The following is a 24,607-nucleotide window of genomic DNA, read 5'->3' as shown; positions in this document are numbered from 1 at the left end:
CTAAGGACATCCATGCACACTCGCCCCGGCCATCACTTCGACATCGCGGAGATTCCCTTCTCGGTGCGCGGCTCGTGGCTCGACCTCTCACCCGTCGTCGCACTGCACACCCGGCGAGACGACCTCCATCTCGTATCGCATCAGAACGGCATGCACGGCGTGCTGTCCCTGGTACCCGAGATCGACGGGCAGAGGGTCGAGACAACGGTGGAGGCGAGCCCGTCACTGCTCAGTTGGGTGCACGACCGGGGCACCGTCGACGCCACGTTCGACGGCACGTCGACAGTGCGTCTCCGAGGCCGCGGCGTTGGCCTGCGAATCGCGGATGCCGCGGCCGAACTCACACCCTTCACAGGCACGTACCTCTTCACCGAACCCGGCACTGAGAGCGCCGTGTTCACGTCTTACGAAACAGGACGGCGCTATCGAGTCACGCGATTGTCTGGCCGACTCGACGTCGAAGGGGACGGCGCGCTCGGGCAGGGCACGCGTGCCGTGCTCGCCGGCGGAGACGGGGCCAGTTGGGAGGTGGCCGTGGAAGAATTCACGGCCGCGCGGGCGCCGTACGAAACATCCGCGTCGTTCGAGTCGGTCGTTGAGGCCAACGCCGCGGCCTTCGAGGAGTACCTTGAGGCGCTCGCGCCATGGCGCGGTGAGCGCACTCCGGGAGTGGCCCGCGCGGCGTATGTGCTGTGGTCCGCGACTGTGAGCCCACTCGGGTATCTGGGTCGCGAGTCGATCCTCATGTCCAAACACTGGATGGACAAGGTCTGGAGTTGGGACCACGCGTTCAATGCGTTGGCCCTTGCCCCTGGCCTGCCGGATATCGCGCTCGATCAGTTCCTCGCCCCGTTCGACTACCAGGACGACACGGGAGCGCCGCCGGACTCCGTTACACACTCCGAGGTGCTCTATAACTACGTCAAGCCGCCCATCCACGGTTGGGCGCTCGCGAAGCTACGCGAGCGCATGCCCAGGCCGTTAACCCGCGACGAGCTCGCCGACATCTACTCGCGCCTCAGCCGATGGAGCACGTTCTGGCTCGACTTCCGGCGAGCACCCGGGCGCACCCTGCCCTATTACCAACACGGCAACGACTCCGGTTGGGACAATTCGACGACGTTCGACGTCGATCGTGTCATCGAGTCCCCGGACCTCGCGGCCTTCCTCGTCGTGCAGCTCGACGTGCTCGCGGGCCTCGCCGACGAACTCGGCGAGGATGCCACTCGGTGGCGGGCCGAGTCCGCCAGCATCCTCGATGCGTTGCTCGAGGACCTGTGGGATGGCGAGAACTTCGTAGCGATCGGGGCTTCGTCTGGGAGGACGAGCACGGCGACGAGCCTCCTCAATCTTCTGCCGATTCTCGCCGCGCATCGCCTCCCTCAGGGTGTTCGCAGCGCGCTTGCGTCGCACATCGAGCGGCATGTGACCGAGTACGGCCCTGCGACGGAGATTCCCGGGACCGCCCTCTACGAGCCGGACGGGTACTGGCGCGGACCCATCTGGGCGCCATCGACCGTGCTCATCGAGTCCGGCCTGCGCTCGAGCGGATTCGCCGAACTCGCGGATCGGGTGAGCGAGCGATTTCGCGCGCTCTGCGAGAAGTCGGGCTTCGCCGAAAACTTCGACGCCGTCACGGGTGAGGGTCTTCGCGACCGCGCGTACTCGTGGACGGCCAGCAGCTACCTCCTCCTGGCGGACGAATCCGAGGGACGTCGGATGACCGCATCCTGACCCCTTTCACGTCGAATACTCGCCCTCGCTCGGGGCGAGTATTCGGCGTGCCGCGGCGTCGTAAGCCCGCCAGACAGTGAGGGTCCGTGACTTTGTGCGGAGGGGTTGTATCGCGCTCGGGACTCGGGTAAACAAGACAGTACGACTTCATCGAACCGGTTCGACACATCGCCGTACTGAACCGGTTCGACGGAGATACCGACAGGCTCGGAAGAGCGGTTCGGGATGCGACGGGGCATCGAAACTCACTGAGAGTCCGGTTATTCCGTCTCATACCAATCGGCGCTCGCCCGGTGCCTCCAGACGAAAGACGGAGGACTCTCGTGTCACTCACCCACCCCCACCCCACGAGGCGATACCGGCGCCCGGTCGCCGTGGGCGTCGCAGCGACGCTCGCTGCGTCGCTCGCAGTCGCCCTGCCCGCCATCACAGAAACCGCGCAGGCCGCCCCCGGTCCCGCTGCCACGCTTACCGTCGAGGCCGATCAGCCGTTCCGCGAAGCAACGGTCATGGCGAGCGGTTCGCTCTACGGAATCGCCAACGACGGCGTGCCATCGGATGCGCTCATCGCCCCCCTCAAGCCGGACACCTTCGTGCAAATGCCCCCCGGTGGCACTCAACAGCCCACCGGTGACACCCTCAACGTCTGGCAGGCCGCAGATCGTGCGGGTGCCGGCGTCGTCGTGCGTCTCGTCGACTACTACCCGGGCTGGCCGTACCAGTTCTCGTGGACTGACACCCAGACCCGTCTCGGCTGGGAGAACGCCGTTCGGGACATCGTCAACAAGATCGAAACGGCGGGTGTGACGAACGTTGTCGCGTACGCGCCGTGGAACGAGCCCGACATCACATGGAGAGACCAGAACGGCTCCTTCCTCGATTTCTGGGAGTTCAGCTACAACCTGCTTCGTGAGATCGCTCCGGATGTGCCGATCCAGGGTCCGAACTACTCGACGGACATCAGCGACATGCGCGAGTTCCTCGAGTTCGCGAAGGAGACCAACACCGTGCCCGACGTGCTCGAGTGGCACGAACTGATTCGCCCGGACCTCATCCCGACTCACGTCAACACCGTGAATGCGCTCCTCGAGGAGCTTGAGCTCGGCGACATCCCGGTTGACATCACCGAGTACGCCACGACCGCGGAGGTCGGAATCCCCGGCAAGCTCGTTCCCTACCTTGCGAAGCTCGAGCGTTACGGGATCGACCGTGCCGAGCTGCCGTTCTGGAACCAGTCCGGTACCCTCGGCGACCTCCTCGTGAGCCGAGGTGGAGCGCCTAACGGTGCCTACTGGATGTACACCTGGTACGCACAGTTCGAGGGCGACATGGTCACCACCACGCCGCCATCCAACACGAGCCCACTCGAGGGATTGGCGTCGGTCAACGACGCGAAGGACACGGTTCGCATTATCGCGGGCGGTAACACCGGAGCGACCTCCGTCGTCGTGAACGGGCTGGACCAGCTGAACCTCGGCGACAACGTCAACGTCAAGCTCGAGTACACGCCCGCTTACGGCCGCACGACCCCCACCGCTGGTCCCATCACCATCTCGAACACCACCTACGAGGTGGGAGAGAACGGATCGATCACGGTGCCTATCGTCATGAACCCGGCATACGGCTACCACGTCGTCATCACCGAAGCCGGTGACGGAGAGACAATTGACGGCTCGTATGTCATCACCAACGGCAACAGCGGCCTCGCTCTCGAGCCTTCGGCCGGAACGGATGGCGCGACGGTCGTCCAGTCAACCGCCGACGGTTCGGCTGAGCAGGTCTGGGACGTGACCCACGCCGGATCCGGTCTCTACAAGATCGTGAACAAGGCGAGCGGCCTCGCCCTCGGCGTGCAGGGCGGCTCGACGACCAACGGGGCTCTTGCTGTGGTGGCAGCATCCGGCGCTGCCGAGAATCAGCTTTGGCAGCCGGTGCCGAACAGTGTTGGCAATATCCGATTCACGAACTACGGGACGGGACTCACACTCGGGGTGCAGGACAAGAGCACCGCAGACGGTGCCTCGGTCATTCAGTGGGCCGACGGTGTGCAGTCCACCGGGTGTCTCCCCACTACGTCGCGACAGCCTGGCAAGTTCAACACCGCGCTCGATCTCTGTGGCACCTCTGGCTACGGCCAGCTGCCCACCGGCATCGTGAGCGGCCTCACCGGAGACTGGTCTATCTCGACATGGGTCAAGCCGAAGACGGTTGCCACCTGGTCGCGTGTATTCGACTTCGGAACCGGGCAGTCGGCGAACATGTTCCTCACCGTGAGCGCGGGCAACGGCCCTCGATTCGCGATTACGTCGGGTGGGGCCGGCAGCGAGAAGCAGTTGAACTGGACGGGCCAGAACCTGCCGCTCGATCAGTGGTCGAACGTCACCATCGTGTCGTCGGGCACCACGGGCACGATGTACGTGAACGGCAACGCGGTGAGCACCAACACGGCATTCACGACGAAGCCGTCAGCGCTCGGCCAGACGAACCGCAACTACATCGGAAAGTCGCAGTACAACGACCCCGCCTACAACGGCGCCGTCGACGACCTGGCGATCTACGATCGTGCGCTGAGTGCCCAAGAAGTGGCAGCGCTCGCATCGGGTCAAGTTGGTGCAGGAAACGTCGCGAACTACAAGTTCGACGAGACGAGCAACTTCACCACACTCATCGACAGCTCCGGCAACAACCGCAACGGCACAGTCGTGGCGGGGACGGGATCCTCAGGCACGGCGACGACAGCCACGGACGCTCAGACGCCTGACCGCTTCTGGACCCTCACCGAGGTCGAGGAGCCGGAGCCAGGCGACATCACGGTCGACCGGGTGGCGGGAGCGAACCGCTACGAGGTCGCCGTGAACATTTCGGAGGGCGCGTACCCGGAGACCGCTCCCGTGGTCTACGTCGCGAGTGGAGAGAACTACCCTGACGCGCTGTCGGCGGGTCCCGCCGCAGCGTTTGAGGGAGGTCCACTGCTCCTCGTGAAGCCGGGCGAGTTGCCTGCATCAGTTAGCGCGGAGATCGCGCGACTGCAGCCATCGAAGATCGTTGTGGTGGGAGGCATCCTTTCGGTAACGGAGGGTGTCTACAACGACCTCGCGGCCCTCACTGACGAGACTGTGCGCATCGCTGGTGCCAACCGCTACGAGGTGTCACGCAATGTAGCCGAGTACGCGTTCGGCAGTGCCGACGTTCCGCTCGTCTACGTTGCGACGGGGGAGAAGTTCCCGGATGCACTCAGCGCGGGTGGCGCGGCCGGCTCGAAGGATGCACCTGTCGTGCTGGTGAGGGGCTCTGCGAGCGACCTCGACGCCGACACGGCGGCGCTGCTCGACAGCCTCGGCACCACCGACACGCGAGTGCTCGGAGGCGAGGCATCCGTGACGCCCGGTGTGTTCGAAGACATCGCCGCGATCTCGACCGCGGTGCGACTGGGTGGTTCCGACAGGTACCAGGCTGCGCGAGCGGTCAACTCCGACGCCTTCGAAAGCGCCGACCGCGCGTTCATCGCGACGGGGTTGAACTTCCCCGATGCGCTCGCCGGTTCCGCGTGGGCCGCAGCGGCTGCAGCCCCGATGTACGTGGCACCAGGCACGTGCGTCACTGCGGGAGTTCTTGCCGACCTCGAGACCCTCGGCGTCACCCACGTGACGCTGCTCGGTGGCGAGGCATCCCTCACGCCCGCGGTGTTCAACCTCACCGCGTGCAGCTAGCGCAGTAACCACGAGTGGCCGTCGCCGGGTGCGCGGCGGCCACTCGTACTGTGACTCGCACCCGCGGCACGTTCGGCGGAAGCTAGCCCCAGAAGCCCGCGTGCACCGCGGATGCCTCCGCCTCCAGCGCCGGACCTGCAACCGCCACGGTGTCACCCCCGCGGGCGAACACCTCGCGGCTCGGCACGTCGAGCACCGGCTCGTCGCTCACGGCGGACACGATCTCGATGAGCCCCTGCTCGGACAACGCAAACACCACACGCCCGATGCCGGCCCAGTAGATGGCGCCGGCACACATCGCACACGGCTCCGTGCTCGTGTACAACGTGCTGTGCCGGAGCTCCTCGCGCTCGAGTTCGCGCGCGGCGAGCCGCACGAGGTTGGTCTCCGCGTGACCGGTGGGGTCGCGGTCCGTCACCACCGTGTTGCCTGCACGGATCACACGACCGGCACGCGTCACCAGCACAGCACCGAACGGATGGTTGCCGGCATCCCGCGCCTCCTGCGCTTCCGCGATCGCGTCGCGCAGGTGCGCCTCGTCTTGGGTGCTCACGCTCATGGCCCTAGTGTGCCGCACGCGCCGCCCCTCAATCCCACCGCGCCGAGTGTTGCCAAATGGCTGCTCTGAGCGGCGCGACAGCAGCCATTTGGCAACGCTCGACGAAGTCAGACGAGCTTCTCGAAGACGAGCGTCGCCTGGATGCGGTCGCCGCCGCCCAGTCCCTTGCTGCCCGAGGACGCCGTTGTGATGGTGTGCAACCTGTACCCGAGCGCGGCCTGGCCGTTGATCGCTCTCTCGAGCTCTGTGAGATTGCCGGATCCGGTGCCCCACAGCTTCTCCTTCAGGATGACCTGCAGAACCACGTAGCTCATCCCGTTGGGCGCTGGCCTCGGGTGGCTGCCCGCTGCGGCTTCAGCCTTGACGTGCTCGACGAACGTGCTCGGACTGGTTACGGGCGCGGGATCCTGCCAGCGATCGGTCCAGTTCTGTCCGTCCCACCAGCGCTGCTTGCCGGACCCGTCGTCGTACCAACCCTCGGGCACCTTTGCCATCGGATTTCCTCTCGCTCGTGCGCGAATAACTGAATCGCGCTCCGCATCCTAGCGGGCGCTCAGACCGCGCAGGCGACGCAGCGGTCCGCCCAGGGGCGCACCTCGAGGCGGGCGTCCGGGATGCGCGCGCCGCACGAGACGCACACGCCGTATGTTCCGTCGCGGAGGCGCTCGAGGGCGCGGTCAACCTCGTCGAGGCCGGCGAGTGCGGTCGAGTGGAGGCTCGTGATGCGGGACCAGTCGGATGACAGGGTCGAGCCCTCCGGGTCGTGCTCGTCGTCCGCGGTTCCATCGGAGCGTGCGACGCGGATGCCCGCAAGCTCGTCGCCGGACACCCCGATGGCGCGCAGCAGCTCGTCTCGCCGTGCGAGTAGCAGCGCCTCAGCATCCATGCGCGCCACCCTAAGTGCGTCCACTGAGTGTTCGAAAGTCCCGTAACGGGACTTTCGGAACGTTCGGCGGGCCTCAGCCTCGGGTGGCGCGATCGTGGACGGTGACCAAGTACCCGTCGGGGTCCTGGAACACGAAGGTCGTGCCGAATGGGCCGTCGAACGGCTCCTGCACGATGACGGCCCCCGCGGCAGCGACGGTCGCGTGGAGCGCCGTCGCATCGGGATCGTGGAGCCAGAGGGCCACGCCGAGACCCGCGGGACCGGCATCCAGATCAACACCGGGCGCAGGCTCGCGGACAGCGAAGGTCGGCTGGGTGTCGAAGACGACCGCGTGTGGGGGTGAGAAGGGGGCGCGGGTGAGGCCGACAACGTCCTCGTAGAAGGTCGCGGCCTGATCGAGGTCGCGTACCTGAAGGGCGATGAAGTCGGGACCGGTAACGGCCATGGTGTGTCTCCTTTATGTCAGTTTCCTTACATAGTCACCATATGTCAGGATACTGACATGGTCAACACGCAGGTCGGTTACGCACTGAAGCAAGCGCAGGCCCTCCTTCACGCCCGCATGGAGGAGGCGCTCGCGCCCCTCGGCCTCACCGTCTCTCAGTACTCCTGCCTGCACAGCCTCCGCCGCGAGCCCGGCATCTCTGCGGCAGCCCTCGCACGCGCCACCTTCGTCACTCGCCAGTCCATGAACGCCCTGCTCCAGCAACTCATCGATCGCGGACTCGTCGACAGGCCCGCCCAGGCCGAGACCGGTCGGGCCCTACCGGCCGTCCTGACCGCTGCGGGTGGCAGCGCCCTGGACTCGGCGCAGGTGCTCGTCGACGCTGTACAGGAGCGGATGCTCGGCGACCTCACCCCCGCCGAGACGGCAGCCCTTGAGCGTGCCCTGGGTGCGTGCATCCGCTCACTCGGCTGACGCAGGCAGGCACCCAACCCGACGCGCGAGTGACAACTCCTCGGAATCGCTGCGCCTCGGTCTAGGGTGGCACTCGACCCCGCGGTAGTTTCCTGCCGCGATGCCCGACGAGACTGCCTGTGGAGACGCCATGACCGACAACTCGACTCTGCCGCCCGCAGGCTGGTACCCCGCACCCGATGGCTCGCAGGGGTCGTGGTGGTGGGACGGATCGCAGTGGACGCAACCCGGCGCAACGACTCAGACGTCTGCTCCGCGGCCCGCGTTCGACGGCGCCATCCCCAAGCTCGCCGCGGTCACGCAGGCCCTCCTCATCGCCTGTGGAGCGCTCGCCGCCGTGATCATCGGAATCGAGGTGTTGGGATTCACTGCGGTAACCAACGTTCTCGACGGCGACATGTCATCGGTCGACCTGCTCAACGTCTACGGCAGCATCAGCCCGGTTGTGACCCTCTTGTCGTCGGCCTCGCTTATTGCCACGGGAATCCTCTGGGTCATCTGGCAGCACAAGGCGGCACGACAGGTGGCGGGGCTCACTCGCCGCTCGCCCGCGTGGCACGCGGGATCGTGGTTCATCCCCGTGGTCGCCTGGTGGTTTCCGTACCAGAACATCTCCGACCTCTGGAAGGCGATCGGGCGCGCTCGGCCCTCATGGCTGATCCTCTGGTGGCTGCTGTGGCTTGCGAGCAACGCGGTCATCCAGATCTCGGCCCGCATCTACTTGGCGGCCGATGACCCCGAGCAATACCGCTCGGCGATGGCGGCGAGCATCGTGGGCGAGCTGCTGTCCCTCGCCGCCGTGCCATTCGCGTGGCTGATCGTTCGCGGCATCACGCGCGGTCTGGAAGAGCGCGCGGCGTTGCCGCAGCAGTCGCCCGAGACCGCGACACCCGAGCGCCCCACCGAATCCACACCCAGCGAGGCGTAGTTCGCCGAGTGTTGCCAAATGGCTGCTCTGAGCGTGCAAATAGCAGCCATTTGGCAACACTCGCGGAGAAGTAGAAGTGATGGTGGCTCCGACGGGCGTCGATCCCGTGACCTCACGATTTTCAGTCGTGCGCTCTACCAACTGAGCTACAGAGCCGTGGGGAACGGCAACTGGCGAGAGAAGCCGTACCTTGCGACCCTGACCGGACTTGAACCGGCGACCTCCGCCGTGACAGGGCGGCGCGCTAACCAACTGCGCTACAGGGCCTAGCTATTTGTTTCTGTGTTTGGTGACCCCAACGGGATTCGAACCCGTGCTACCGCCGTGAAAGGGCGGCGTCCTAGGCCACTAAACGATGGGGCCGCGAAGTTCAGAACCTCTTAGCTACCGAGGGACAAGCATACGGGCAGCCCCCGCAAATGCCAAACCGCGCACGGATGTCCCGGCGGTGGCCGCGTTCCCGGGTTAGTTTCGAAGCGGCGTTCTCTGCCCGCATGCAGGAAACGCCGTTACCGAACAGTTACTGTTGACGGAGTTACTCGTGTTGGCAGTGTGGCTGGCGCGACAGGTGATGGGGAGCAATGAGCAGCACGCACGCGATTCAGAGGGAGCGGCGCATCCGTCGCATCATCGCCATGGCGGCTGTTCTCGCAACCCTCATCGTAGGCACCATCGCCGGTGCGATCCAGCCCGCGTGGGCGAAGGACTACCCGACATGGGATGACGTTGCCAAGGTCCGCAGTGATGAGGCCGCAACCCAGCAGCAGGTTTCTGCCATCGAGGCCCTGCTCTCGCAGCTGCAGGCGGATGTTCAGCGCAGCCAGCAGGATGCCCAGGTCAAGGGTGAGGCGTGGGGCAAGGCCGACACCAAGTTTCAGGCGGCAGCGACGCGCGCGGCGAACCTGCAGGAGCAGGCGGATGCCGCGGATGCTTCCGCCGTCCAGTCCGAGCAGCGCGCGGGTCAGATGGCCGCTCAGCTCGTGCGCGCTGGTGGCGGCGACGTCACGACAACGCTCCTGACGGGCTCGGGCGACCCGGATGCCCTCCTCTACGGTCTCGGAATGTCGAGCAAGATCGCCGAGCAGGCCAACGCGATCTACGCCCGCGCCGTGCAGGACCGCAACACCGCGCAGGCGCTCAGCGACCAGGCGGAGATTGCGCGCGACGAGCTCGAGGTGCTCAAGATCGCCGCGGAGAAGGCGTTCGCCGAGGCGAAGACGGCTGCCGAGAAGGCGGCGACCGCGCTCACCGAGCAGCAGGAGAACCAGGCGCGGCTTCAGCAGCAGTTGACCGTGCTCAAGGAGCGCCGCGCCGCGACTGAGGCCGACTACCTCGCAGGCGTCGAGGAGCGCCTCAAGGCTGGCGCGAGCCTGGGTGCCGGCGAGATCAGCCTGAGCGGGTGGGCGAAGCCGGTCAACGGCAACATCACCTCCAGCTTCGGTTACCGCATCCCGCCGACGAGTGGCGCGTCGAGCTTCCACCAGGGAACCGACCTCGGCGCAGGCTGCGGCCAACCGATCTTCGCCGCCCACGGTGGTGTGATCGCGTATGCCGGCTGGAACGGCGGCTACGGCAACTTCGTGCTCATCGACCACGGTGGCGGCGTGCAGACCGCGTACGCGCACATCGTCGACGGCGGAATCATCGTGGGCCTCGGCCAGCCCGTCGACGTGGGCACGCAGATCGCGAGCGTCGGTACGACGGGAACGTCGACCGGCTGCCACCTGCACCTCGAGACCCGCATCAACGGTGTGGCCGTCGACTCTGTGCCGTTCTTCGCGGCACAGGGCATCAACCTCGGCTAGTAGCCGCCCCTCGATCTGACCGGATGCACGAGCATCCGGTGCTCCTTAGCGCCTCGAATCTTTCACGCTGGGCATTTCTCCCGCGTGTTGCTACTGTTGCCTCTGTTGTCAATGTTAACAACGTGACTCGGGGGAGCACATGGGCAAGGCGCGCACACGGTACATCACGGGGCTTTCGGCTGCGCTCGCGGCCACCCTCCTGGTGACCCTGGGCATCGCGGGCCCCGCGGTCGCGGATGACTTTCCAACGTGGGAAGAGGTTGAGGCCGCCCGCGGCAACGAGCAGGCAACGCAGCAGAAGATCGCCGAGATCGAGAAACTTCTCGAACAGCTCGAGGCTGACTCTGCGGCCCTCGGTCGCACCGCTCAGAAGCGTGCAGAGGAATACAACGCCGCTCGTGCAGCGCTCGACAGCGCGGCCGCCCGCGCCGACCGCCTCAAGACGGCGGCTAGCGAAGCCGCAGAACGCGCCCGCGTCTCCAACCAGCGCGCCGGCCAGCTCATCGCGCAGCTGGCTCGCACCGGCGGTGGCGACCTGAACATGGCGCTCGTCATGGCCCCCGACGCCGAGGACCTCCTCGGCACACTCGGCACAGCCAGCAAGGTCGCCGAGCGCGCGGCCGAAATCTACGAGCAGGCGAGCGTCGACCGCAACCGTGCCGAGTCCATGACCGCGCAGGCCGAGGTTGCCGAGGCCGAACGCGCCAAGCTCTCGACCGCAGCGGAGACCGCCCTCACCGAGGCGCAGGCAGCGTCCGCCGCGATGGATGCCCGCCTCGCCGAACAGCAGGCTGCATCCGACCAGCTCTACGAGCAGTTGGCCTCCCTCAAGGGCACAACGGCCGACGTCGAGTCCCGCTACCTGGAGGGCCTGCAGCAGGCGACACCGCCGCCCGCGCCTCCGACGTCACCGGCAGGCCCGTCGAACCCGTCCACCCCGGCACCGAACCCGAACCCCGCGCCGCCGAACACGTCGGCCGCCGCAGGTGCTATCGCCTTCGCGTATGCGCAGATTGGCAAGCCGTATGTCTTCGGTGGTTCCGGCCCGTACGGGTGGGACTGCTCGGGCCTCACGAAGGCTGCCTACGCATCCGTCGGTGTCTACATCGGCGCCCACCTGGTGTCGAGCCAGTACTACACGATGGCCAACGCCGGACGACTCGTTCCGATCGGCCAGATGCAGCCGGGTGACCTCATCTACTACGCCGACGGTGGCTACGCCGGCAGTTTCTACCACGTGGCCATGTACGTGGGTGGCGGCATGATGGTCGAAGCGCCGCGCGAGGGTGTGCCCGTGCGTGTTACCGGTGTGCGGTACTACGACGCCTTGCCCTACGCGGGTCGTCCGACGGGATAGCGCCCGCCACGTCAGGGGAGAGCCTGAGGTCAGCCCTTGTATGCCGCGACGCCCGCCTGCACGACAGCTTCGGCTTCGGCTGCACCCTGCCAGCCCTCGACCTTGACCCACTTACCGGGCTCCAGGTCCTTGTAGTGGGTGAAGAAGTGCTCGATCTCCTTCTTCGTGAACTCGGGGATGTCGTCGAGGTCCTGGATGTGGCTCCACCGCGGGTCCTTCGCCTGCACGCAGATCACCTTGGCGTCGCTGCCGCCGTCATCCGTCATGTTGAAAACGGCCACGGGGCGCACGGAGATGCCGACACCGGGGAAGGTCGCCTCGTCGAGCAGGATGAGGGCATCCACCGGGTCACCGTCGAGGCCGAGGGTGTTCTCGAAGAAGCCGTAGTCGGTGGGGTAGGCCATCGGGGTGAAGAGGTAACGGTCGAGGAAGACGCGACCGGTCTCGTGGTCGACCTCGTACTTGTTGCGGCTCCCCTTCGGGATTTCCACGATGACGTCGTACGCGGCCATGAGACAACTCCTTGGGTCAGGGTCGGAATGCTGCAATAACGTTAGCTGATGCCCGACCGCCCCCGTCTCACGCCCGCGATCGCCGATGTGCGGCGAGCGGTGCGCGCCGCCCTCCAGCCCCTTGCCGCCCCTCGACAGCTTCCCGTCTCGATGCCAAATGCAGGAGATGCGTCGAAACACGGGGAGGCTTCCGCGACAGGTCGGGTGACGGATGCCAAGGCTCCTGTATTTGGGATGAGGGCTGGAGGTGGGGGCGCTCCACTCGTGCTCGTCGCCCTCTCCGGTGGTCCCGACTCCCTCGCGCTCGCCGCGGCCACCGCCTTCGAGGCGCCGCGAGCGGGGCTGAGCGCGGGCGCCGTGATCGTCGACCACGGGGTGCAAGCCGGGTCGGCGGATGCCGCGGCCGAAGCATCCCGCGCCGCCCGAGACCTCGGACTCGACCCCGTTGTGGTGCTCGCCGTCGAGGTCGGTACCGAGGGCGGCCCGGAGGCCGCAGCCCGCACGGCGCGGTACACCGCACTGGAGCAGGCCGCGCGCGACACCGGCGCGGCCGCCGTACTCCTCGGGCACACCCTCGACGATCAGGCCGAGACCGTGCTCCTCGGGCTTGCGCGGGGGAGCGGCGCGGGGAGCCTCCGTGGGATGGATGCTGTGGCAGGGCTGTACCGTCGCCCGCTGCTGGGCATCCGTCGCTCCACCACGGTGCAAGCGTGCTCGGATGCCGGGTTCGCGCCCTGGCACGACCCCCACAACGACGACCCCGCGTACACGAGGGTCCGCGTGCGGAAGACGGTGCTTCCCGTGCTCGAGCAGGAGCTCGGCCCGGGCATCGCTGAAGCGCTCGCCCGCAGTGCCGACCAGCTGCGCGAAGACTCCGACGCCCTCGACCATTTCGCTGAAGAGATCGCCGAAGACCTTGCAGAACACTCCGAGGCGGGTATCGCGCTGCCCGTGAAAGCCCTCGAGGCGAACCCGCCCGCGCTGCGGCAGAGGCTCATCCGTCTGGCCGTGGCAAGCGAATTCCATGTGTCGCTTAGTCGCGCCCAGACCCTCGAGGTGGCGCGCCTCATCACCGACTGGCACGGCCAGGCCGGCGTCGACCTGCCCGGGGTTAGGGTGGAGCGGCGGGCCGGATACCTGCACTTCAGTGCACGCTGAACGAGCGAGCCGAACGAGCTAAGGAACGCCGATGGAATTCTCCGACGTCGAGGGTGACCTCAACGAGATCCTCCTCACGCAGGAGCAGATTCACGACAAAATCGACGAGCTCGCACGAGAAATCGAACGCGACTACGCGGGGGAACGCATCCTCCTCGTCGGTGTACTTCGCGGGGCCGTCATGGTCATGGCCGACCTCGCTCGCGCGCTCAAGGTGGACATCGAGATGGACTGGATGGCCGTCTCCTCGTACGGCACCGGCACCCAGTCGAGCGGTGTGGTGCGCATCCTCAAAGACCTCGACTCCGACCTGACGGGGCGCCGGGTGCTCATCGTGGAGGACATCATCGACTCCGGGCTCACCCTGTCGTGGCTGCGCGGCAACCTCGCGAGCCGGGGGGCGGCCTCCGTGGACATTTGCGCACTGCTGCGCAAGCCGGAGGCGGTGAAAGTGGATGTTGAGGTGAAGTACCTCGGTTTCGACATCCCCAACAAGTTTGTTGTCGGCTACGGGCTCGACTACGCGGAGCGCTACCGCAACCTCCGCGGCGTGGCGGTGCTGGCCCCCCACGTCTACGAGTAACGCGCGTCCGCTCCGGCCCGGGCCTGCGTTCGCAGGTCTCTGCCCGTAGACGCCCACCACACCGGAGACCTGCGAACGCAGGCCCGTCCCTCCGCTACCGGCGGCTCGGCCAGCGCCTCCCCCGGCGTCCACTTCGCTGGTTGAGGAGCCGCCGGGGCGGCGTCCACCCCGCTGGTTGAGGAGCCGCCGGAGGCGGCGTCTCGAAACCGAGCCCCGCGTTACTTCGTCGGGTGGTTTCGATGACGCCGGGCTGCGCCGCGGCTACTCAACCACCAGGGAATGCGGCCCCGCGGCGACCCCCCGAGACACGAGACGCAGCCGAGATACTCCTACAGCGAACGTGCAGTCCGTGCACAGTACTCGCCCGGTAGCCTTACGTCACCATCTCTTACTCAGGAAGGTGCCGCGCCTCGCAGGGCGGAGTGACATGGATTTCAAGCGCATTTTCCGCGGGCCGATCATCTACATCGTGCTCGCCATCGCCGTCGTCTGGATCGGTTCGACGCTCCTCACGGCGAGCGGTTTCCGCGAGATCACCACGCAGGAGGGTCTCGAGCTTCTCGAGGGCAACACTGTGGAGTCGGCGAAGATCGTCGACGGTGAGCAGCGGGTCGACCTGGAGCTGTCGAAGGCGGACGGTGACAACGGCACGAAGGTGCAGTTCTACTATGTCGCCCCGCGCGGTACCGAGGTCATCGAGGCGGTGAATGCCGCCAACCTGGACACGTTCGACGACGAGGTGCCTCAGACCAACTTTTTCATGAGCCTTCTCGGCATCCTTCTGCCGTTCCTCATCATCGGTGTGATCTTCTACTTCCTCCTCACTCGTATGCAGGGTGGCGGCGGCCGGGTGATGCAGTTCGGCAAGTCGAAGGCGAAGCTCGTGGGCAAGGAGGCCCCGAAGATCACGTTCGCCGATGTGGCTGGCTCCGATGAGGCGATCGAGGAGCTGGAGGAGATCAAGGACTTCTTGAAGGACCCGGCGAAGTTCCTCGCTGTGGGCGCTCGCATCCCGAAGGGTGTGCTGTTGTACGGCCCTCCCGGTACCGGTAAAACGCTTCTCGCCCGCGCGACAGCTGGCGAGGCTGGCGTGCCGTTCTACACGATTTCGGGTTCCGACTTCGTGGAGATGTTTGTGGGTGTCGGTGCCAGCCGCGTGCGCGATCTATTCGAGCAGGCGAAGCAGAATTCGCCGGCGATCATCTTCATCGACGAGATCGACGCCGTTGGCCGTCACCGCGGAACGGGTATCGGCGGCGGTAATGATGAGCGTGAGCAGACGCTCAACCAGCTGCTCGTGGAGATGGACGGCTTCGACGTGAAGACGAACGTCATCCTGATTGCGGCGACGAACCGTCCGGATGTTCTTGACCCGGCACTGCTGCGCCCGGGCCGTTTCGACCGCCAGATCGGGGTGGACGCACCCGACCTGCAGGGCCGCAAGCAGATTCTGGAGGTGCACTCGAAGGGCAAGCCCATGGCCGAGGGTGTGAACCTCGAGGTTGTGGCGCGCAAGACCCCCGGTTTCACGGGTGCCGATCTTGCGAACGTGCTCAACGAGGCCGCTCTCCTGACGGCGCGAAGCAACGCGCAGCTCATCGACAACCGCGCCCTGGATGAGGCCATCGACCGTGTGATGGCTGGCCCCCAGCGCCGCACTCGTCTGATGAACGACAAGGAGAAGCTCATCACGGCGTACCACGAGGGTGGTCACGCTCTGGCCGCGGCATCCATGCGCAACACGGATCCGGTCACGAAGGTGACGATCCTGCCGCGCGGTCGCGCCCTCGGGTACACGATGGTGCTGCCGCTGGAGGACAAGTACTCGGTCACTCGCAACGAGCTTCTCGACCAGCTCACGTACGCGATGGGCGGCCGTGTTGCGGAGGAGATCGTGTTCCACGACCCGACGACCGGTGCATCCAACGACATCGAGAAGGCGACGGCGATCGCGAGGCGCATGGTCACCGAGTACGGCATGAGCACTCGTGTTGGTTCGGTGAAGCTCGGGCAGGCGTCGGGTGAGCCGTTCCTCGGCCGCGATATGGGTCACCAGCGCGACTACTCGGATCAGATCGCGGAGGCGATCGACGAGGAGGTGCGCGCTCTCATCGAGAAGGCTCACGACGAGGCGTGGCAGGTGCTCAACACCAACCGCGACATCCTGGACCGTCTTGCGACGGAGCTTCTCGAGAAGGAGACTCTCGACCACGAGCAGCTGGCGGCCATTTTCGCCGACGTGGAGAAGCTTCCGGAGCGCCCGACGTGGCTCTCGAGCGAGACTCGACCGCTGTCGGACCGGCCCCCGGTCGCGATCCCGTCGAAGCTCCCGGTTGATGGCAGTCTTTCGGAGGGTGGCGTCGAGTCGGATTACCCGGAGGAGAAGCCCAAGCGCGCTCCGAGTCCCCGTAAGTCGCCCGGCATCGCCACGGCCTGATCGCGCTGATGGCCGTCGACTCCGAACGAATCGAGGCTGCCGTAGCCGAACTCCTGCAGGCGATCGGTGAGGATGCCACGCGCCCGGGTCTCGAGCAGACTCCGCGTCGTGTTGCCGAGGCGTATGCGGAGTTCTTCTCCGGCGTCGGTGTGGACGCGGCAGCTCTGCTCGCATCCGACATGGATCTCGCTGCCGACGAACGCGGCGAACTCGTGTTGCTGCGGGATGTGGCGTTCCGCTCGGTGTGCGAACACCACCTGCTCCCGTTTGTGGGTGTTGCCCATGTCGCGTATGTGCCGGCCGATCGCGTCGTGGGACTCGGGTCGATTGCCCGTGTCGTGGAGACCGTGGCCTCGCGCCCTCAGGTTCAGGAGAGGGTGGGCGAGCAGATCGCGGATGCCCTCGCCGATGGTCTCGGAGCGGAGGGTGTGCTTGTGGTGCTCGACGCCACGCACGCGTGCGTGACGACGCGCGGGCCGCGCCAGTCGGGTTCCTCAACGGTCACGGTCGCCTCCCGTGGTGTGCTCGCCGACCCGGCGCGCCGCGCCGAGGTCATGACTCTCCTAGGTGGTGGCGCATGACGCACATCGTGGCGATCCTCAACGTGACACCGGACTCGTTCAGCGATGGTGGTCGGTTCGATTCGGCGCGCGAGGCTGTGGCGGAGGGCATCCGTCTGCGGGACGCCGGTGCCGATCTCGTGGATGTCGGCGGTGAGTCGACCCGCCCGGGTGCTGCACGCGTGAGCCCCGAGGAGGAGCAGGATCGTGTGATCCCCGTGGTGCGCGGGCTTGTTGCCGCGCGGGTGGAGGTGAGCGTCGACACGATGAACGCGAGCACGGCGCGTGCCGCGGCGAAGGCTGGGGCATCCATCATCAACGATGTGACGGGGGGCCTCGCCGACCCGGACATGCTGCGGGTGATCGCCGAGACGGGCATCCCATACATTGCGTCCCATTCGCGCGGTGAGACGGATGCCGAGCCTCGCTACGACGACGTCGTCACCGACGTGCGCAACGAGCTGCGCTATCGCCTCGCCGAGATGGCGGTCTACGGTATCGACCCGGCACGCGTCATCCTCGACCCGGGTCTCGGCTTCGCGAAGACGGCCGACCACAACTGGCAGCTGCTGTCGCGGCTCGATGAGCTCGCGACCCTCGGGCATCCGATCCTCGTGGGTGCGTCGCGCAAGCGGTTCCTCGCCCCCTGGGGCGAGCGCCCGGAGCAGCGGGATGCGGCAACCGCGGTCATCAGCGCGCTCGCCGCTCGCGCTGGTGCTTGGGGTGTTCGAGTGCACGACGTCGAATCGACTCGGCTCGCCCTCGGGGTCGAGTCGGCCTGGAAGAACGGACACGCCCCATGAATCCCCTGGACCAGATCACTCTGACCGGCCTGCGGGCCAACGCCTTCCACGGTGTGTACGAGCAGGAGCGCCGTACCGGTCAGGTTTTTGTCATCGACGTGACCGTGCACCTTCAGCTCACGGATGCCGCGGCCTCTGATGATCTCGATCGCACCATCCACTACGGCGAACTCGCCGAGCGTATTGTCGCCGCGGTGGAGACGGACCCGGTCGACCTCATCGAGACCGTCGCCGAGCGTGTTGCGCAGGTCGCCCTCTCCTATGAGCTCGCGCAGTTCGTGAACGTGACGGTGCACAAGCCGAGCGCCCCGATCACGGTGCCGTTCGATGACGTGTCGGTGACGATCATGCGCGCCCGCTCGGGCCCGGCGAGCCCCGCGGGGTTCCGCGCGTGACCCGCACCGTCATTGCTCTGGGAAGCAACCTCGGTGAACGCGAGCTCACCATCCTCGACGCCGTGCGCGAGATCGCGGAGCTCGACGGCGTCGAACTCGTCGCCGTTTCCGGTCTGCACGAGACTCCGGCGCTCAAACCGCACGGCATCGACCACGAGGCTCCCGCCTACCTCAACGCGGTCATCGTTGCGGAGTCGCGGCGCGACCCGCACGACCTGCTTCGTGCGCTCCGTGGGATCGAGCAACACCACGGACGCGTGCGCGAGGAACGTTGGGGAGATCGCACCCTCGACCTCGACATCGTCGACATCGAGGGGGTCGCCTTGGCCACCGATGACCTCACCGTGCCGCATCCGCGCGCGGCGGAGCGTGACTTCGTGCTCGCTCCCTGGCTGGAGGCGGACGCGGATGCCGTGTTGGGCGGTCGTCGGGTCTCCGATCTCCTTGCCGAGCTGAGGAAGTCGACGTGACCCGCACCAAACCCCTGACTCTCGTCTTGCTCGCCGTTCTCGGCGGAACCCTCGCGTGGTTCCTGGAGACGGCCCTCGTCGCCACCGGTAACGCCGTGGTCATCCCGCCCCTCACGCTGAGCTTCGCGCTCGCCCTCATCGGCGCGATCGTCATCGTCATGGCTCTCCCCGTTCGTCGTGTGGCGCGCCGCGTCGAGGGTGCCCGGGTTGACCCCTTCTACGCGACGCGTGTCGTCATGCTGGCCAAGGCGTCGAGCCTCAGCGGGGCACTGCTCGGCGGTGCGGGACTCGCGATTGCCGCCTACCTCCTCACCCGTTCCGTTGTGCCCGGGATAGGCTCGATCACTCTGGCGTTCGCTGCCGCTGTTGGTGCAGTTGTGCTGCTCGTGTGTGGTCTGGTGGCCGAACACATGTGCGCTATCCCGCCAGATGACGAAGACCCGCGCGAGGGTCGCCCCAACCCCGGAGGTCTTTCGTGACGCTCGAACTGCCCGACACCCAGTGGCGGCGGGTTTCGCCCAAGTACATCGTGGTCGACCTCATCGGCACACTCGTGATGGCCGTCATCGTTGTGGGTGGCGCGTCGATCGCGCCGGCCGTGAGCGGCAACACGTGGCTGTGGTTCATCCCGGGTGCGCTCGCGGTCGTGTTCCTCATCACCCTCGCGGTGACGCCGCGCCGTGTTCGCTCGATCGGGTACCAGCTCCGCGACGACGACCTGTTGTTCCGCCGCGGCATCCTGTTTCAGCGGTTCGTCTCGGTGCCGTACGGCCGGATGCAGCTTGTCGACGTCAATCGTGGACCGCTGGCTCGTGCCGTTGGCCTCAGCGAACTCAAGTTCGTCACGGCGGCCGCCGCGACGGGCGTGACGATTCCGGGTCTGCCCGAGGCGGAGGCCGAGGAGCTTCGCGACCGCCTCGTCGAGCTCGCCGAAAGCCGCCGGGCGGGACTGTGACGCTTCCTCCCCCCGACCCCGGATCCGCCGTGCCCGACACGAATCCGCTGGCGGCGAGCAACCGCCTTGCCGATGGCGAGTGGCACAGACTGCACCCCGCGACCCCGCTCCTGCGTGGGGGAATCGCGTTCGTCGCGATCCTCGGCATCATCATCGTCAACCTGCGCGACCTCGTCATCGAGATCGTCTTCGGCGGGCCGGACTTCGGCGACGACTACAACCCGGTCACGTACATCATCGAGCACGAGTATCTCGGTCTGATCGTGCTCGCGATCATCGTGGGTCTTGCGCTCACGATTTTCGGCTTCTGGTTGTCGTGGCGGATGCACACGTTCCGCATCACCGACGAACTCGTCGAGGTGCGCAGCGGCATCCTGTTCCGCACCCATCGTCGTGGACGCCTCGACCGCATCCAGGGCATCAACATCATGCGGCCCTTCCTCGCCCGACTGGTGGGTGCCGCCAAGCTCGAAGTGAATGTGGCAGGCCAGGATGCCAACATCCCGCTCGCCTACCTCGGGTCGGCCGCGGCCGACGATCTGCGTCGCGAAATCCTGCTCTTGGCATCGGGCTCGCGGGCGGATGACGCGGCGCCGGCGCCCGCGGTGGGTTCCGGCTCACTCGTCTCCGACCGTGTGAACGAGTTGCTCGCTCCCGAGCTCGATCCGTCACTCGCCGCGCCGGAATCCGTCGTTAAAATGCACCCGGGACGACTCCTCGCCTCCCTCGTGCTCAATCTCGGAACGATCATCGTTGTCGCCGCGATCGTGCTCGTCATCGTGTTCGCCTCGAACCTCGGCTCCGGGTTCTTCATCTTCGGACTCATCCCCGCCATCATCGGTGTCGGTAGCTTCGTCATCTCACGTTTCACCCGTTCGCTGCGGTACAGCATCGCCTCGACACCCGACGGTGTTCGTGTGGGCTTCGGTCTGCTCTCGACGAGCAACGACACCTTGCCACCCGGACGCATCCACGCCATCCAGGTCAGCCAGCCGCTCCTGTGGCGGCTCACCGGATGGTGGGAGATCAAGATCAACCGTGCGTCGAGCTCATCCGCCCAGGGCGCGGCCGGCCAGGCGAACACAACGATCCTGCCCGTCGGCACTCTCGCCGACGTGCGCAAGGTGCTCGAGCTTGTGCTGCCGACCATGGCCGAGGAGATCGACGGCCTCGAGCGTGCCCTTGTCTCGCGAGGAGGCGACGAGTTCACGACATCGCCTCGCCGAGCGGCGGTTGTTCGCTGGTTCTCCTGGCGGCGCAACGGCTACGCCCAGACCTCCGGTGCGGTGCTCCTGCGGCGCGGTGCCATCTGGCGCGATCTCGTGATCGTTCCCAAGGCCCGCATCCAGAGTCTCGCCATCTCGCGCGGCCCGCTCGGCCGTCGGCTTCGGATCGCGACCCTGCGTGTGCACACCGTCGCAGGCCCCGTGCAGACCTACGTCGGCGCGATCGACCAGGACCAGGCCGTCACCGGCTTCGAGGAGTTGTCGCGCGGGGTTGTTGCCGCCATGCAATCGGATCGCACCCACCGCTGGCGAGGCGAGGCGACACCGTGACCGCCGCCGGGCGTCTCGGGGTCGGCATCATCGGCGCTGGCCGAGTGGGCCCCGTTCTCGGTGCCGGTCTCGCCGCAGCGGGTCACGCGATCACCGGAATTTCGACGGTGTCGGATGCCGGGCGCGATCGTGCTCAGGCGCTCCTGCCGGACGCGCCCATCCTCGAGATTCCGCAGCTCGTCGAACGCAGCGAACTCGTGCTTCTCGCCATCCCGGAAGGCGAACTCGAAGCGCTCGTCTCGGGCCTCGCCGCGACGGAAACCTGGATGCCCGGTCAGCTCGTCATGCACACGGCACCCGGTTTCGGCTACGGCGTACTCGGGCCCGCGCTCTCCCGCGGCGCGATACCCCTCGCCGTGCATCCGGCGATGTCGTTCACCGGAACGAGCATGGACCTCGTTCGCCTGCGCGAGAGCTTCTGCGCCGTGACGGCTCCGACCCCCGTGCTGCCGATCGCGCAAGCCCTCGTCGTGGAGCTCGGGGCGGAACCGGTGATCGTCGCCGAAGCCGACCGGCCGGCGTACGCGGAGGCGATCACCACCGCGACGAGCTTCTCGAGTGAGATCGTGCGCCAGTCGATCGAACTTCTGGGCGGCATTGGGCTCGAGCATCCGGGGGCCGTCATCGCCCCGCTCGTGCGCTCCGCCGTCGAAAACGCGCTGCAGTCGCCCCCGCCCGCGGCCTTCCCGGAGTAGACCCGACCCTCCTCTACGATCGAGGGCGTGCCAGCTCAACGACCGCGCGTGATCACAACCATCGCCGAGATGCGCGAGGTGATCGCCGCAGAGCGAGCCGCCGGTCGCACCGTCGCACTGACTCCGACGCTCGGAGCGCTCCACGACGGGCACCTCGCCCATGTCGCTCGCGCGGCAGAGGTCGCCGACACACGAGTGGTGTCGATCTTCGTCAACCCCACCCAGTTCACCCAACCCGAGGATCTCGAACGGTACCCGCGCACCCTCGACGCGGACCTCGACCGCCTCGCCGAACACAGGGTCGAGTTCGTCTTCGCGCCGGACGTCGACGAGATGTACCCGACCGGCCCGACGAAGATCACCGTGCACGCCGGCGACGTCGGCGGCACCTTCGAGGGCAAGTCGCGGCCCGGCCACTTCGACGGTGTGCTCACCGTGGTCGCGAAACTCCTCGGCATCGTCACCCCCGACGTCGTGACCTTCGGACAAAAGGATGCCCAACAGCTGTTCCTCGTGCGCCGCATGATCGCCGACCTCAACATCGGCACCCGCGTCGAGGTCATCGACACCGTGCGCGAGCCCGACGGTCTCGCCCTTTCCAGTCGCAACCGTTTCCTGTCACCGGCGGAACGGCGGGCCGCGCGCACACTCTCCGCGGCGCTCGAAGCCGCGGTGTCCGCAAGCGAGCGCGGCATCGACGCGGCGCTCGCCGCGGCGCAGGGTGCACTCATGGGCGAGCCGCTCGTCGACCTGGACTACTTCGCGGTCGTGCATCCGGAGACCTTCCGCCCCGTCGACGACGACTACCGCGGGCGCGCCACCGCGATCGTTGCCGCTCGCCTCGGCGCCACCCGCCTCATCGACAACGAGCCTCTCCGCATCGGCTGACGCGCCCCCGTCGCGATACCAAATACAGGAGATTGGGCGCCCGTAGACGAAAACCCAGGGCTCCTGGGCTCGGCTGCGCGGTGACTCCTGCATTTGGGATGGACGAAGGGGCCCTCGCCGCACTCCGCCGGGAGCGGCGAGGGTGAACGGTACGATGGTGTCCCGTGACTGACGCGACCGCACCTGAGCCCGAGCTGACCGAAGAAGAGGTCTCCCAGCAGAAGTCCGTGCGGCTCGCCAAGCGCGACAAGCTCATCGAGTCCGGCGCCGGTGCCTACCCGGTCGGCGTCGGCATCAGCACCACCATCCCCGAGGTTCGAGCGCAGTACCCGAACCTCGAGCCCGACACCGCGACGGGCGACGTCGTGGGCCTCGCCGGTCGTGTTGTGCACCTGCGCAACACGGGCAAGCTGTGTTTTGCCTCACTCCAGTCGGGCGACGGCGAACGCATCCAGGCCATGATCTCCCTCGCGGAGGTGGGGGAGGAGTCCCTCGAACGCTGGAAGGAACTCGTCGATCTCGGCGACCACGTTTTCGTCTCCGGCGAGGTCATCTCCAGCCGCCGAGGTGAACTGTCGATCCTCGCGCGCGAGTGGGCCATCGCCTCGAAGGCGATCCGCCCCCTTCCGAACCTGCACACCGAGCTCAGCGACGAGGCGCGCATGCGCAGCCGCTACCTCGACCTCATCGTGCGCGAGCAGGCGCGCCAGACGGTCCGTGCCCGGGCGGCGGTCAACGCGAGCCTGCGTTCCACGTTCTCGCACCACCACTACCTCGAGGTCGAGACCCCCATGCTTCAGGTGATCCACGGTGGGGCATCCGCTCGTCCGTTCGTGACCCACAGCAACGCGTTCGACACCGAGCTGTACCTCCGGATCGCGCCCGAGCTGTTCCTCAAGCGCGCCGTCGTCGGTGGCATCGAGCGTGTGTTCGAGATCAACCGCAACTTCCGCAACGAGGGCGCAGACTCCACCCACAGCCCCGAGTTCGCGATGCTCGAGGCGTACCAGGCCTACGGCGACTACAACCAGATGGCCGACCTCACCCAGCAGTTGGTTCAGGATGCTGCGCGCGCCGTCACGGGCGGCCTGCAGGTCACTCTCGCCGACGGCACGGAGTACGACCTCGGCGGCCAGTGGTCCCGCATCTCCATGTACGACTCGCTCAACGAGGCGTCCGGGCTGTCCATCACGCCGCAGACCCTCGCCGGTGAGCTGTACCAGCACGCCGAGTCGCTCGGCATCGAAGTGCAGCACCCCACTCACGGCAAGCTCGTCGAGGAACTGTGGGAGCACTACGTCAAGCCGGGGCTCGATCGCCCGACCTTCGTCATGGACTTCCCCGTCGACACCTCCCCCCTCGTTCGCGACCACCGCTCCATCGAGGGTGTCGTCGAGAAGTGGGATTTGTACGTGCGCGGCTTCGAACTGGCGACCGGCTACTCGGAACTCGTCGACCCCGTCATCCAGCGCGAGCGTTTCGTCGAACAGGCGAAGCAGGCCAGCCGTGGTGACGACGAGGCGATGCGGCTCGACGAGGAGTTCCTCCGAGCACTCGAGCACGGCATGCCGCCATCGGGCGGAATGGGTATGGGCATCGACCGCCTCATCATGGCGATCACCGGTCTCGGAATCCGCGAGACGATCCTGTTCCCCCTCGTCAAGTGAGCGCGCAGACGCGTCGAGTAGGGTGGCGGC

24 protein-coding genes and 3 tRNA genes are annotated in these 24,607 nt (G+C 66.9%); 19 read left to right on the top strand and 8 right to left on the bottom strand.

From position 1 onward, the window contains the following. Positions 1-12 precede the first annotated feature (12 nt). Complete coding sequence (locus tag LH407_RS06075; RefSeq protein ID WP_322134882.1) at positions 13-1,734, top strand: amylo-alpha-1,6-glucosidase; 1,722 nt, start codon at positions 13-15, stop codon at positions 1,732-1,734. Between the two features lie 323 nt (positions 1,735-2,057). Continuing rightward, positions 2,058-5,444: a cell wall-binding repeat-containing protein gene (locus tag LH407_RS06070; RefSeq protein ID WP_322134883.1), complete on the top strand. Its 3,387-nt coding sequence runs from the start codon at positions 2,058-2,060 to the stop codon at positions 5,442-5,444. Positions 5,445-5,526: 82 nt separating this feature from the next. Here LH407_RS06070 and LH407_RS06065 read toward each other — a convergent pair whose 3' ends face one another. The 4 genes from LH407_RS06065 to LH407_RS06050 all read right to left on the bottom strand — a co-directional run bounded on the left by LH407_RS06065 (position 5,527) and on the right by LH407_RS06050 (position 7,334). Continuing rightward, positions 5,527-6,003: a nucleoside deaminase gene (locus LH407_RS06065; protein WP_322134884.1), complete on the bottom strand. Its 477-nt coding sequence runs from the start codon at positions 6,001-6,003 to the stop codon at positions 5,527-5,529. A 107-nt stretch (positions 6,004-6,110) separates the two neighbouring features. Next, complete coding sequence (locus LH407_RS06060; protein WP_322134885.1) at positions 6,111-6,497, bottom strand: DUF2510 domain-containing protein; 387 nt, start codon at positions 6,495-6,497, stop codon at positions 6,111-6,113. Between the two features lie 59 nt (positions 6,498-6,556). After that, positions 6,557-6,889, bottom strand: a complete 333-nt coding sequence (locus tag LH407_RS06055; protein ID WP_322134886.1) for a TraR/DksA family transcriptional regulator — start codon at positions 6,887-6,889, stop codon at positions 6,557-6,559. Between the two features lie 73 nt (positions 6,890-6,962). Next, positions 6,963-7,334: a VOC family protein gene (locus LH407_RS06050; RefSeq protein WP_322134887.1), complete on the bottom strand. Its 372-nt coding sequence runs from the start codon at positions 7,332-7,334 to the stop codon at positions 6,963-6,965. Positions 7,335-7,391: 57 nt separating this feature from the next. On the opposite strand from LH407_RS06050, the gene LH407_RS06045 reads away from it, so the two are divergent. Together LH407_RS06045 and LH407_RS06040 are read left to right on the top strand one after the other, a co-directional pair. Beyond that, positions 7,392-7,808: a MarR family winged helix-turn-helix transcriptional regulator gene (locus LH407_RS06045; RefSeq protein WP_322134888.1), complete on the top strand. Its 417-nt coding sequence runs from the start codon at positions 7,392-7,394 to the stop codon at positions 7,806-7,808. Between the two features lie 100 nt (positions 7,809-7,908). Next, complete coding sequence (locus tag LH407_RS06040) at positions 7,909-8,736, top strand: DUF4328 domain-containing protein (protein WP_322134889.1); 828 nt, start codon at positions 7,909-7,911, stop codon at positions 8,734-8,736. 80 nt (positions 8,737-8,816) lie between these two features. Here LH407_RS06040 and LH407_RS06035 read toward each other — a convergent pair. The 3 genes from LH407_RS06035 to LH407_RS06025 all read right to left on the bottom strand — a co-directional run bounded on the left by LH407_RS06035 (position 8,817) and on the right by LH407_RS06025 (position 9,099). Then, positions 8,817-8,892: transfer RNA gene (locus tag LH407_RS06035), tRNA-Phe, on the bottom strand. A 37-nt stretch (positions 8,893-8,929) separates the two neighbouring features. Continuing rightward, positions 8,930-9,003, bottom strand: a tRNA-Asp gene (locus tag LH407_RS06030). 20 nt (positions 9,004-9,023) lie between these two features. Next, positions 9,024-9,099 (bottom strand) — tRNA-Glu (locus LH407_RS06025). A 218-nt stretch (positions 9,100-9,317) separates the two neighbouring features. Here LH407_RS06025 and LH407_RS06020 point away from each other — a divergent pair. Both LH407_RS06020 and LH407_RS06015 read left to right on the top strand, forming a co-directional pair. Continuing rightward, positions 9,318-10,541 carry a M23 family metallopeptidase gene (locus tag LH407_RS06020; protein WP_322132197.1) on the top strand — a complete coding sequence of 408 codons (1,224 nt, stop codon included), beginning with the start codon at positions 9,318-9,320 and terminating at the stop codon, positions 10,539-10,541. Between the two features lie 139 nt (positions 10,542-10,680). Continuing rightward, positions 10,681-11,898: a C40 family peptidase gene (locus LH407_RS06015; RefSeq protein ID WP_322132198.1), complete on the top strand. Its 1,218-nt coding sequence runs from the start codon at positions 10,681-10,683 to the stop codon at positions 11,896-11,898. Between the two features lie 29 nt (positions 11,899-11,927). Here the strand turns inward: LH407_RS06015 and LH407_RS06010 are convergent, their stop codons facing one another. Next, positions 11,928-12,410 carry an inorganic diphosphatase gene (locus tag LH407_RS06010; protein WP_322132199.1) on the bottom strand — a complete coding sequence of 161 codons (483 nt, stop codon included), beginning with the start codon at positions 12,408-12,410 and terminating at the stop codon, positions 11,928-11,930. Between the two features lie 48 nt (positions 12,411-12,458). Between LH407_RS06010 and tilS the strand changes: the two genes are divergently transcribed. The 13 genes from tilS to lysS all read left to right on the top strand — a co-directional run bounded on the left by tilS (position 12,459) and on the right by lysS (position 24,577). Beyond that, on the top strand, positions 12,459-13,568 hold the full coding sequence (gene tilS / locus LH407_RS06005) for a tRNA lysidine(34) synthetase TilS (protein WP_407650642.1): 1,110 nt from the start codon (positions 12,459-12,461) through the stop codon (positions 13,566-13,568). Positions 13,569-13,599: 31 nt separating this feature from the next. Beyond that, positions 13,600-14,151: a hypoxanthine phosphoribosyltransferase gene (gene hpt / locus LH407_RS06000; RefSeq protein ID WP_322132200.1), complete on the top strand. Its 552-nt coding sequence runs from the start codon at positions 13,600-13,602 to the stop codon at positions 14,149-14,151. 427 nt (positions 14,152-14,578) lie between these two features. Continuing rightward, positions 14,579-16,588 carry an ATP-dependent zinc metalloprotease FtsH gene (gene ftsH, locus LH407_RS05995; protein WP_322132201.1) on the top strand — a complete coding sequence of 670 codons (2,010 nt, stop codon included), beginning with the start codon at positions 14,579-14,581 and terminating at the stop codon, positions 16,586-16,588. Positions 16,589-16,596: 8 nt separating this feature from the next. Next, positions 16,597-17,169, top strand: coding sequence for a GTP cyclohydrolase I FolE (folE, locus tag LH407_RS05990; RefSeq protein ID WP_322132202.1), 573 nt, complete (start codon positions 16,597-16,599; stop codon positions 17,167-17,169). After that, positions 17,166-17,951: a dihydropteroate synthase gene (folP, locus tag LH407_RS05985; RefSeq protein WP_322132203.1), complete on the top strand. Its 786-nt coding sequence runs from the start codon at positions 17,166-17,168 to the stop codon at positions 17,949-17,951. Before folE ends, folP begins: the two co-directional genes overlap by 4 nt. Beyond that, entirely contained in the window at positions 17,948-18,346 is a 399-nt protein-coding gene (gene folB / locus LH407_RS05980; RefSeq protein WP_322132204.1) for a dihydroneopterin aldolase, read from the top strand. Before folP ends, folB begins: the two co-directional genes overlap by 4 nt. Beyond that, the gene (gene folK / locus LH407_RS05975; protein ID WP_322132205.1) at positions 18,343-18,816 is read left to right on the top strand and encodes a 2-amino-4-hydroxy-6-hydroxymethyldihydropteridine diphosphokinase; all 474 of its coding nucleotides are present in this window, start codon (positions 18,343-18,345) and stop codon (positions 18,814-18,816) included. The genes folB and folK overlap by 4 nt, the downstream gene beginning before the upstream one ends. Continuing rightward, positions 18,813-19,295 (top strand): DUF3180 family protein, encoded by a 483-nt coding sequence (locus LH407_RS05970; RefSeq protein ID WP_322132206.1) that lies wholly within the window; start codon positions 18,813-18,815, stop codon positions 19,293-19,295. The genes folK and LH407_RS05970 overlap by 4 nt, the downstream gene beginning before the upstream one ends. After that, positions 19,292-19,771, top strand: a complete 480-nt coding sequence (locus LH407_RS05965) for a PH domain-containing protein (RefSeq protein WP_322132207.1) — start codon at positions 19,292-19,294, stop codon at positions 19,769-19,771. Before LH407_RS05970 ends, LH407_RS05965 begins: the two co-directional genes overlap by 4 nt. A gap of 29 nt (positions 19,772-19,800) precedes the next feature. Next, complete coding sequence (locus tag LH407_RS05960; RefSeq protein WP_322132208.1) at positions 19,801-21,327, top strand: PH domain-containing protein; 1,527 nt, start codon at positions 19,801-19,803, stop codon at positions 21,325-21,327. Next, positions 21,324-22,022, top strand: a complete 699-nt coding sequence (locus LH407_RS05955; RefSeq protein WP_322132209.1) for a Rossmann-like and DUF2520 domain-containing protein — start codon at positions 21,324-21,326, stop codon at positions 22,020-22,022. The genes LH407_RS05960 and LH407_RS05955 overlap by 4 nt, the downstream gene beginning before the upstream one ends. Positions 22,023-22,049: 27 nt before the next feature. After that, complete coding sequence (gene panC / locus LH407_RS05950) at positions 22,050-22,910, top strand: pantoate--beta-alanine ligase (protein ID WP_322132210.1); 861 nt, start codon at positions 22,050-22,052, stop codon at positions 22,908-22,910. 164 nt (positions 22,911-23,074) lie between these two features. Next, the gene (lysS, locus tag LH407_RS05945) at positions 23,075-24,577 is read left to right on the top strand and encodes a lysine--tRNA ligase (RefSeq protein ID WP_322132211.1); all 1,503 of its coding nucleotides are present in this window, start codon (positions 23,075-23,077) and stop codon (positions 24,575-24,577) included. Positions 24,578-24,607 lie beyond the last annotated feature (30 nt).

Source organism: Antiquaquibacter oligotrophicus (assembly GCF_020535405.1).
In the GTDB taxonomy this organism is placed as follows: domain Bacteria; phylum Actinomycetota; class Actinomycetes; order Actinomycetales; family Microbacteriaceae; genus Rhodoglobus; species Rhodoglobus oligotrophicus.
The sequence above is the reverse complement of the archived record's forward strand: the minus strand, read 5'-3'. Positions and strand labels throughout refer to the sequence as shown.

Bases quoted from the DNA above. Each gene is read 5' to 3' on its own strand.
- LH407_RS06075 (WP_322134882.1), top strand. From the start codon at position 13: ATGCACACTCGCCCCGGCCATCACTTCGACATCGCGGAGATTCCCTTC.
- LH407_RS06065 (WP_322134884.1), bottom strand. From the start codon at position 6,003: ATGAGCGTGAGCACCCAAGACGAGGCGCACCTGCGCGACGCGATCGCG.
- LH407_RS06060 (WP_322134885.1), bottom strand. From the start codon at position 6,497: ATGGCAAAGGTGCCCGAGGGTTGGTACGACGACGGGTCCGGCAAGCAG.
- LH407_RS06055 (WP_322134886.1), bottom strand. From the start codon at position 6,889: ATGGATGCTGAGGCGCTGCTACTCGCACGGCGAGACGAGCTGCTGCGC.
- LH407_RS06050 (WP_322134887.1), bottom strand. From the start codon at position 7,334: ATGGCCGTTACCGGTCCCGACTTCATCGCCCTTCAGGTACGCGACCTC.
- LH407_RS06045 (WP_322134888.1), top strand. From the start codon at position 7,392: ATGGTCAACACGCAGGTCGGTTACGCACTGAAGCAAGCGCAGGCCCTC.
- LH407_RS06040 (WP_322134889.1), top strand. From the start codon at position 7,909: ATGCCCGACGAGACTGCCTGTGGAGACGCCATGACCGACAACTCGACT.
- LH407_RS06020 (WP_322132197.1), top strand. From the start codon at position 9,318: ATGAGCAGCACGCACGCGATTCAGAGGGAGCGGCGCATCCGTCGCATC.
- LH407_RS06015 (WP_322132198.1), top strand. From the start codon at position 10,681: ATGGGCAAGGCGCGCACACGGTACATCACGGGGCTTTCGGCTGCGCTC.
- LH407_RS06010 (WP_322132199.1), bottom strand. From the start codon at position 12,410: ATGGCCGCGTACGACGTCATCGTGGAAATCCCGAAGGGGAGCCGCAAC.
- tilS (WP_407650642.1), top strand. From the start codon at position 12,459: ATGCCCGACCGCCCCCGTCTCACGCCCGCGATCGCCGATGTGCGGCGA.
- hpt (WP_322132200.1), top strand. From the start codon at position 13,600: ATGGAATTCTCCGACGTCGAGGGTGACCTCAACGAGATCCTCCTCACG.
- ftsH (WP_322132201.1), top strand. From the start codon at position 14,579: ATGGATTTCAAGCGCATTTTCCGCGGGCCGATCATCTACATCGTGCTC.
- folE (WP_322132202.1), top strand. From the start codon at position 16,597: ATGGCCGTCGACTCCGAACGAATCGAGGCTGCCGTAGCCGAACTCCTG.
- folP (WP_322132203.1), top strand. From the start codon at position 17,166: ATGACGCACATCGTGGCGATCCTCAACGTGACACCGGACTCGTTCAGC.
- folB (WP_322132204.1), top strand. From the start codon at position 17,948: ATGAATCCCCTGGACCAGATCACTCTGACCGGCCTGCGGGCCAACGCC.